This window comes from Caballeronia calidae (genome assembly GCF_900044055.2).
Lineage (GTDB): Bacteria > Pseudomonadota > Gammaproteobacteria > Burkholderiales > Burkholderiaceae > Caballeronia > Caballeronia calidae.
Genome location: NZ_FCOX02000321.1, coordinates 1 through 832, shown reverse-complemented (window position 1 = coordinate 832; position 832 = coordinate 1). Strand labels below are relative to the sequence as shown.

1 protein-coding gene is annotated in these 832 nt (G+C 59.3%); it reads left to right on the top strand.

What is annotated here, in order from left to right:
* A partial coding sequence (locus AWB78_RS49240; protein ID WP_232478156.1) for a hypothetical protein occupies nucleotides 1–203 on the top strand: 203 nt, incomplete at its 5' end.
* Nucleotides 204–832: the final 629 nt, after the last annotated feature.

The following is an 832-nucleotide window of genomic DNA, read 5'->3' as shown; positions in this document are numbered from 1 at the left end:
CCTGTATTCGTGTCGGTCTATTAGCGTTGCCCCTATGCGGGGCGGCAGTCACTTTCTTTGCTGCTGCAAAGAAAGTAACCAAAGAAAGCAGCTATCCCCAGCCTAAGCACTTCAGGCCGGCCGCGGCACAGAACTTCGCAAGTGGTCCGGCAGTAGCAAGTGCCCTCAAAGGTCTTATCGGGCGTGGACCGCGCACGGTCTGACAAGCTAGAACCTTGAGGGCGCTGGTTCAGCACCAAATAGCTCCGGCACAGCGCTACGCGCTGCCGTTGGGTTTGCAAGGGAAACCGCCGGTGGGCGAACGCAGTGAGATGGAAGCGTTAGCAAAGATGCACGCGCATCCCCGATGGACCGGTCGGCCGCGCAGCGGGCCGGAGCTATTTGGCGCCTTACCAGTCAGTTGAGTGGTGCGAGGCGACAGACCGTGCGCGATCCAAGCCCGGTATGGCCTATGAGGGCACTCGCTACTGCCGGACCACGAGAGTACTTCTGTGCCGGGGCCGGCATGAAGTACTTTGGATGGGGAAAGCTGTTTCTTTGGTTACTTTCTTTGCAGCAGCAAAGAAAGTGACTGCCGCCCCGCACAGGGGCAATGCAAATAGACCGACGCGAAATTAGGTTTCATGACGCGCATGGCCCGATACAGTTAGATGACAGCGTAAGCAAGGAAGCACAAGCAGACCCGATGGACCGGTCGGCCGCGAAGCGGGCCGGAGCTATTTGGCGCCTTACCAGTCAGTTGAGCGGCGCGATGTGACAGACCGTGCGCGATCCAAGCCCGGCAAGGCCTATGAGGGCACTCGCTACTGCCGGACCACGAGAGTACTTCTGT